The following is a 7,344-nucleotide window of genomic DNA, read 5'->3' as shown; positions in this document are numbered from 1 at the left end:
CTGACGCTGACGCTGATGCGGATGCGGATGCCGATGCGGATGCCGACGCTGATGCTGATGCTGATGCCGACGCTGACGCTGACGCTGATGCCGACGGCGACGCCGACGCTGATGCCGATGCCGATGCTGATGCGGACGCCGATGCTGATGCCGATGCCGATGCCGATGCCGATGCCGACGCGGATGCGGATGCGGATGCTGACGCCGATGCTGACGCCGATGCCGATGCCGATGCCGATGCTGACGCTGACGCTGACGCTGATGCGGATGCGGATGCGGATGCGGATGCGGACGCCGACGCCGACGCCGACCTCGAAGCCTTCGACGACCTCGCCACCGGCGAAGTAACCATCAAACCCGTAACATCCAACACCGGCCTGGCCGATATGCGCGTGTTCACCCTGTTGGGTGTCGGCGGCATCATTCTGGGCGATCACACCAAGCAGCAGGAGTTCTCGGTTGCCGAGGGTTCCAGCGGAACGCTGAACCTGCAGTTTGCCCAGGCCGACCTGGTCTCGCTGTTGGGCGGTGGCTTCACTGCCACGCTGGAAGTGAGCGACGGTGCCGGTGGATGGTTGCCGGTGCAGCAAGGCAGCAACGGTTCGGGCTTGCTCGACCTGTTGGGGCTGTTCGGACAAAGCTCCAGCGCCAAAATCGAAGGCCTGGAAGCCGGGCAGTATCGCTTTACCCTCAAGCTCGACCCCAACCTGGTCAGCGTTGGTGCAGGGGCCACGGCCAAGTTGAGCGTCACCAATGACAGCCTCACCGACTTCACCGGGGAAGCAGGGCCGGATGTCACCGGCAACGTCATCACCGACCCGGGCATTGGCGGTAAACCGGATGAACCGGGAACCGGCGGGCCAGTGAAGGTGCAGGTCGAGGTCAACGGCGAATTCGTCGATGCCGACGCCACCACCGGCACGGTGCTGCAGGGTCAATATGGTCAGCTGACCATCTTCGCCAACGGCGAGTACAAGTACACCCCGAACGGCGATGTCGCCAGCATCGGCAAGGTGGATGCCTTCGAGTATCACCTGGTCAATGGTGCCGGTGCTTCGGCCTCGGCAACCTTGTATGTGCGTATCGACAGCCCGAGTGTCAACGTGGACTGGAGCGCTACCGATCCATCTGCGCCCGGCGTGATCAACACGGTTGCCAATGATGACCTGGGTTCGGCACAGATCGACATCGTCAACCTGGTCACCCAGGCCGACCTGGCGACCCTGAGCTACAACTTGGCACTGCTCGGCAGCAGTACGGGTACGGGTGCAGCGATCAACGTTGCCACGGGCACGACCGCAGAGCTTGCGATCAACGTCACCGTCACCGGCATTGCGTTGTTGCCAGGCACGACCGTCAATCTGCAGAAGTTCATCGGTAACGAATGGGTCACGCAGCAGACCACTACCCAGGCGAACCACACGTTCCAAGGGTTGGATGCCGGGACCTATCGCGTGACCGGGACGACCGGTGCCGTGCTGTCGCTGAGTGCGCTGCACATTGCGCAGAAGCTCACTACCACCTCCCTCACGGAGTTCGTGACCGGTGCAATGAGCAATGCGACTGGCAACCTGCTGTCCGACAGCTTGTCCGGGCCGGATGTCCTCGGTTCGCCGCTGACGGTACTCAGTGTGCTGGTCAACGGGGTCTATGTGATTCCTGGGCAAACGGGGACGAAAATCAACGGTGACCACGGCACATTGACCGTGTTTGCCGATGGTAAGTACGTCTACACCCCGCATGCCGGGCTGACGCTGGACGAGATTGGCCAGGTGGATAAATTCACCTACAAGCTCACCACGCCAACCGGCCAGGAAGACACCGCCGACCTCTACGTGCGCATCGACTCGCCGGATCGCGACCTGGTCTGGGACGACGCCAACCCGGGTGCGCCAGCCACTGAAGGTGCCGGCATTGCCGCTGCCCACAGTGCGGTGGACCAGGCGGCGGATGACGGCGCCAACGTTGACGGCGATCACCACGATGCCGTGGTGGCCGACGACACCGACTTCACCCATGTCGATGCTGGCGCGGGTGCAGACGGGTTGTTGTGGGAAGGCGGCGATGCAGCCATCAACCTCACCGACCTGATTGGCACAGTCAGCGGGGTGCACAGCATCGACCTGAACGATGTCAGCGCCGTCGACCTGACCCTGAGCCTCGAAGACCTGGTGTCCATCACCGGGCCTGAGTCGGATCGCTTGATGATCCAGGGCGACGATCAGGACAGCGTGCACCTGACAGGTGACTGGAGCGCCGGTGCGACCCAGGTAGAGAACGGTCTTGAGTACGTGATCTACACCAGTCCGGAAGATGAAACCCATCAGCTCTGGGTACAGAGCGGCATCAGCGTGGTGTAACGCCACCCCTGCCGGGCGGGCCGCAAGGCCCGGTTTTCCCTACCAACGGTAATGCAGCGATGGGCCGTGACGTCAGTCACGGTCCGTTGTTGTACTCATCAGGTTTGACAACAGTCAGGTGACTAGCAGTGAGGCAAAAGAGTTTGGCCAAGCAGCTGTCTGCCGTAATTCTGGCAGTCGCAATGATCGCGCCCGAGCGTGCGCCGGTCATGGCAGCGTCGTATATCGACGATGAAGAACGCGTCAACATCATCAGCCCGAGCAACCTGGGCACACATTTACCCGGCGGGCCAACGGGCGTCAGCGCACCGGTGGCACCCGAGCACGTCATACCGAGCAACCTTGACCTGACACGCGCCATTCAACTGGCGGTGGAATGGCACCCGGCAATTTCCGAGGCGATCGGCCAGCTGTACCAACAAAACGAGAACGTGAACATCGCCCGTTCCGGTTATTACCCGCAAGTCAGCGGTGGCTTCAACTCCGGCTACGACAGCGGCCTGAGGGGCAACGGCCAGAGCCGTGCGTTTTCGTTGTCGGCGTCGCAGATGCTCTATGACTTCGGCAAGGTCTCAAGTTCTGTCGACAGTGCGCTGGCGCGGGTCAGTGCCAGCCAGGCGTCGGTGTTGCTGTCGATCGATCAGGTGGCGCGCGATACCTCGTTCGCCGTGATCGAACTGCAGCGCTCGCAGTTGCTGGTGCAACTGGCTCGCGAGCAAATCGACGGCATTTCGGCGATTGCAGAGCTGGCCAAAAAGCGCAGCGACATGGGCGCCAGCACCCGTTCGGACCTGATCCAGGCCCGCTCGCGGGTCGAGGCCTCGGTGGCGACGCAATTGCAATTCACCGCGCAATTCAATCGCTGGCGCAGCACGTTGAGCAGTCTGCTTGGGTCGCAGGCGCCAGTGAGCGTGGCGAATGGTTTTCCGGCAAGCCTGGAGCAATCCTGCGTGGGCGTGGTACCCGATGCGGCAGTCACGCCGACCCTGCTGATCGCCCAGGCGCAGCGTGTCGATGCGCTGGCGCTGATTGCACAAGCCCGTGCCGAGGCGTTGCCGACCGTGTCGCTGGACCCGTCCATCACGCACTACCTGGACAACAACGACGACAGCAACGTCCCCGGCGGCCGCGACCGTACCCGTTATGGCGTATTTCTCAACGTGAAAATGCCGCTGTACCAGGGCGGCGCAATCACCGCTCGCAAATCCGCCGCGCAACAGGCCCTGCGTTCCGCCGATGCCGCCAACGACGCCGCGCGCCTTGCGGTTCGCCAGGGGTTGCTGGAGGCGCGGGATCAAATCTCAAGCCTCAGCCAGCGGCTATCCACCCTGGATTTTCGTGAGCGCAGCATCTCCGAAACCCGCGACCTGTATCGCCAGCAGTACCTCGAACTGGGCACACGGCCGTTGCTCGACCTGCTGAATGCAGAGCAGGAAATTCACCAGGCACGCATGGACCGGGAAAACACCGCCGCTGACCTGCGCCGCCTGAAAATCGATTGCCTCTACAACACGGGCGCATTGCGCACGGCGTTCCACCTGGACAACAGCACCCTGCAAGGTGTGGAGATTCGGCCATGAATGATGCTGTGATGCTTGCGGACGAAACCAACGCAGTACAAACACCGCTGAACCCGGCGCCCGCAGTGGATTATGAAGTGTGGCTGGAGGCCGTCCTGAGCGTGGCCCGGCATTACCGCCTGGAATGCTCGGCCCAAAGCGTGCGCATCGCCGCACAATGGACCGAAGGCGCTTCGGTGGAAGAGGTGGTACGGCAGATGGCCCGCCAGGCGGGGTTGAACTGCGTGATTGCCGACTTCAGCGAAACCACGCTGATGCAGCGCCAATTACCGGTGGTGCTGCAATTTGCCGACGGTCAGGTGGGTGTGCTCGAAACCCTCGGCGACGGCGACAACCTGGGCATCGCCTACAGCGGCGACGGCGGCCTGCAAAGCCGGCTCACCCGCCAGGACCTGTTGGAGCAAGCGCGCAAGAGCGTGATTCTGCGACCCATGGCGGCAGTGCGTGACCGGCGTGTGGACGACTACATCAAGCCTTACGAGAAGGCGTGGTTCAAAAACATCGTGCTGCGCGACCTGCGGCCCTATGGCTATGTGATGCTCGCGTCGCTGGTCACCAGCGTGCTGGGGTTGGCCGGGGTACTGTTTTCGATGCAGGTGTACGACCGGGTGATCCCGGCCGAATCCATGCCCACCCTGTATGTGCTGTTTGGCGGGGTGATGCTGGCGCTGGTGTTTGATTTCATCATGCGCATCACACGTGTGCGCATCACCGACATGCTCGGCAAACGCGCGGATCTGCGCGTTTCCGACCTGGTGTTCGGGCATGCCATTCGCTTGCGTAACAGCGCCCGGCCGAAGTCCACCGGCTCGTTCATTTCGCAGCTCAAGGAACTGGAACAACTGCGTGAGCTGATCACCTCCAGCACCGCCACGGCGCTGGCCGATCTGCCGTTCTTCCTGCTGTTTCTGGTGATCTACTGGTTGATCGCCGGCCCGCTGGTGGCGGTGCCAATGGTGGCTGTGCTGTTCCTGATAGTGCCCGGGCTGTTGGCGCAGAAAAAACTCGCGGCACTGGCGAATGAGTCGATGCGTGAAAGCTCGTTGCGCAGCGCCATGCTGGTGGAGACCATACAAGGCCTGGACGATATCAAGGCGTTGCAGGCCGAACAGCGCTTCCAGCAACAATGGAATCACTACAACGCCACCTGCGGCGACGCCAGCCTGCGCCTGCGCCTGCTCACCAACAAACTGGTGGCCTGGAGCAACAATGTGCAGGGCTCGGTGTTTGCCGTGGTGGTGGTGTTCGGTGCGCCCATGGTCATGGCCAGCGACATGACCACCGGTAGCCTTGTCGCGGCGTCGATCCTGGCGTCGCGGATGATGGCGCCGATGTCCCAGATCACCCAGGTGCTGACGCGCTGGCAGCAGGCCAAGGTTGCGCTGCAAGGCCTGAACCGAATCATGGAATTGCCGGTGGACCATCCCGAGGGCAGCAAGCGCGTGCACCTGCCGGTGATCAAAGGCCAATACGCGCTGAGCCAGGCCACATTCCAGTACTCCGACGATGCCCCCGTGCCGGCGCTGCGTGTGGCCGACCTGAAGATCCAGCCGGGCGAGCGCATCGCGATTCTGGGGCGTAACGGCGCGGGTAAATCCACGCTGTTGCAGGCATTGGCCGGGATGCTCGACCTCAAGGCCGGCACCATCAGCCTGGATAGCGTTGCCCTCAGCCACATCGACCCCGCCGACGTGCGCCGCGACGTGGGGCTGATGACACAAAACTCGCGGCTGTTCCACGGCACGCTGCGCGACAACCTGATCATGGGGGCGCCGCATGCCAGCGATCAGGAAATCCTCCAGGCCCTGGCGCTGACCGGTGCGGGCGACTTCATCGGCAAGTTCGCCGACGGCCTGGACCACATGATCCTGGAAGGTGGCCTGGGCCTGTCGGGCGGGCAGCGTCAGTCGCTGCTGCTGTCGCGGCTGATGATTCGCCAGCCGCATATCGTGTTGCTCGACGAGCCCACCGCGTCCCTGGATGAAGCGACCGAGCGCCAGTTGATCCACAACCTCGACCGCTGGGCAGCCCACCGCACGCTGATTATCGCCACGCACCGCATGAGTGTATTGAGCCTGGTGAATCGGGTGATCGTGGTCGATAACGGCCAGATCATCGTCGATGACAGCAAAGCCAAAGCGATTGCGCGCCTGTCCAAACCGAAGGGGAAAACCCAGTGAAAAGCCCTGCGCCGAAAACCATACCCCTGCTCGCCACCGAAGACGAAGGCGCCCGGCATACCCACGACGGCGTGGATGAACGCACCGTGGTGCGCGCCACGCGCGTGGTGGGCTGGGTGTTTGTCATGCTGATTGCGTTTGGTGCCTGGGCCTACTTTTTTGAAGTGGACGAAGTCTCGACGGGCAGCGGCAAAGTCATCCCGACCTCGCGTGAGCAAATCATCCAGTCGCTGGAAGGCGGCATCGTCACGGAGTTGAATGTGGGGGAGGGCGATATCGTCAAAAATGGCCAGACGTTGGCCAGGCTTGACCCGACCAAGACCGAATCCAACTTTGATGAAAGTGCCGCCAAGTACCGGGCGTCGCTGGCCAGCGTCGCGCGTTTGCAGGCCGAGGTAGACGGTAAACCGTTACTGTTCCCCCCGGAGCTTGAGCGTTACCCCGCACTGGTGCGCGCCGAAACCGACCTGTTCAACACTCGGCGCAAGGGCCTCGAAGAATCGTTGGCCGGCGTGCGATCGTCGCTCGGGCTGGTGCGTAGCGAGCTGGAAATCACCGAAAACCTGGCCAAGGTCGGCGCCGCCAGCAACGTTGAGGTGTTGCGCCTCAAGCGCCAAAAGGCCGAGCTGGAGTTGAAACTGACCCAGGCCCGCTCCGAGTATATGGTGCGGGCCGGTGAGGACCTGGCGAAGGTCAATGCCGACGTCGAGACGCTGTCGTCAGTCATGCGCGGGCGCTCCGACTCGGTGACCCGCCTGACCCTGCGCTCGCCGGTGCGCGGTATCGTCAAGGGGATCGAGGTCACCACCATCGGCGGGGTTATCCCGCCCAACGGGCGCCTGATGCAGATTGTGCCCCTGGATGAGCAGTTGTTGATCGAGGCGCGTATCTCCCCGCGAGACATCGCCTTTATCCATCCCGACCAGGTGGCCAAGGTCAAGATCACCGCCTACGACTACGCCATTTATGGCGGCATGGACGGCAAGGTCGTGACCATTTCTCCGGACACTATCCAGGACGAGGTCAAGCCAGAAGTTTTTTACTACCGAGTGTTCATCCGCACCGACGCTGACACCTTGAAAAACAAGGCCGGCAAGTCGTTTTCGATTGTGCCTGGGATGATTGCCTCGGTGGATATCAAGACCGGCCAGAAAACCGTGCTCGACTATTTGATCAAGCCCATGAACCGTGCGCGGGAGGCCTTGCGCGAGCGTTAGGCGAGGT

At 62.4% G+C, this 7,344-nt stretch carries 5 protein-coding genes; 4 read left to right on the top strand and 1 reads right to left on the bottom strand.

Translation table 11 applies throughout. The annotated features are described in order from the left end of the window. Positions 1 to 437: hypothetical protein (locus AC3WKX_RS29115; RefSeq protein WP_492577166.1), on the bottom strand; the 437-nt coding region annotated here is incomplete at its 3' end. Here AC3WKX_RS29115 and AC3WKX_RS29110 point away from each other — a divergent pair. From AC3WKX_RS29110 to AC3WKX_RS29095, 4 genes are all read left to right on the top strand, one after another. Next, complete coding sequence (locus AC3WKX_RS29110; protein ID WP_256580028.1) at positions 387 to 2,360, top strand: BapA/Bap/LapF family large adhesin; 1,974 nt, start codon at positions 387 to 389, stop codon at positions 2,358 to 2,360. The two genes, AC3WKX_RS29115 and AC3WKX_RS29110, sit on opposite strands and share 51 nt — an antisense overlap. Before the next feature lie 182 nt (positions 2,361 to 2,542). Then, positions 2,543 to 3,940, top strand: a complete 1,398-nt coding sequence (locus AC3WKX_RS29105) for a TolC family outer membrane protein (RefSeq protein ID WP_173883061.1) — start codon at positions 2,543 to 2,545, stop codon at positions 3,938 to 3,940. Further along, positions 3,937 to 6,120: a type I secretion system permease/ATPase gene (locus tag AC3WKX_RS29100; RefSeq protein ID WP_102605611.1), complete on the top strand. Its 2,184-nt coding sequence runs from the start codon at positions 3,937 to 3,939 to the stop codon at positions 6,118 to 6,120. Before AC3WKX_RS29105 ends, AC3WKX_RS29100 begins: the two co-directional genes overlap by 4 nt. Positions 6,121 to 6,146: 26 nt before the next feature. Then, positions 6,147 to 7,337, top strand: a complete 1,191-nt coding sequence (locus tag AC3WKX_RS29095; RefSeq protein WP_087693464.1) for a beta-barrel domain-containing protein — start codon at positions 6,147 to 6,149, stop codon at positions 7,335 to 7,337. Positions 7,338 to 7,344 lie beyond the last annotated feature (7 nt).

The organism is Pseudomonas sp. GP01-A4, assembly GCF_058780865.1.
Note: the sequence above shows the minus strand (reverse complement) of the source record. Positions and strands in the feature narration are given on the sequence as shown.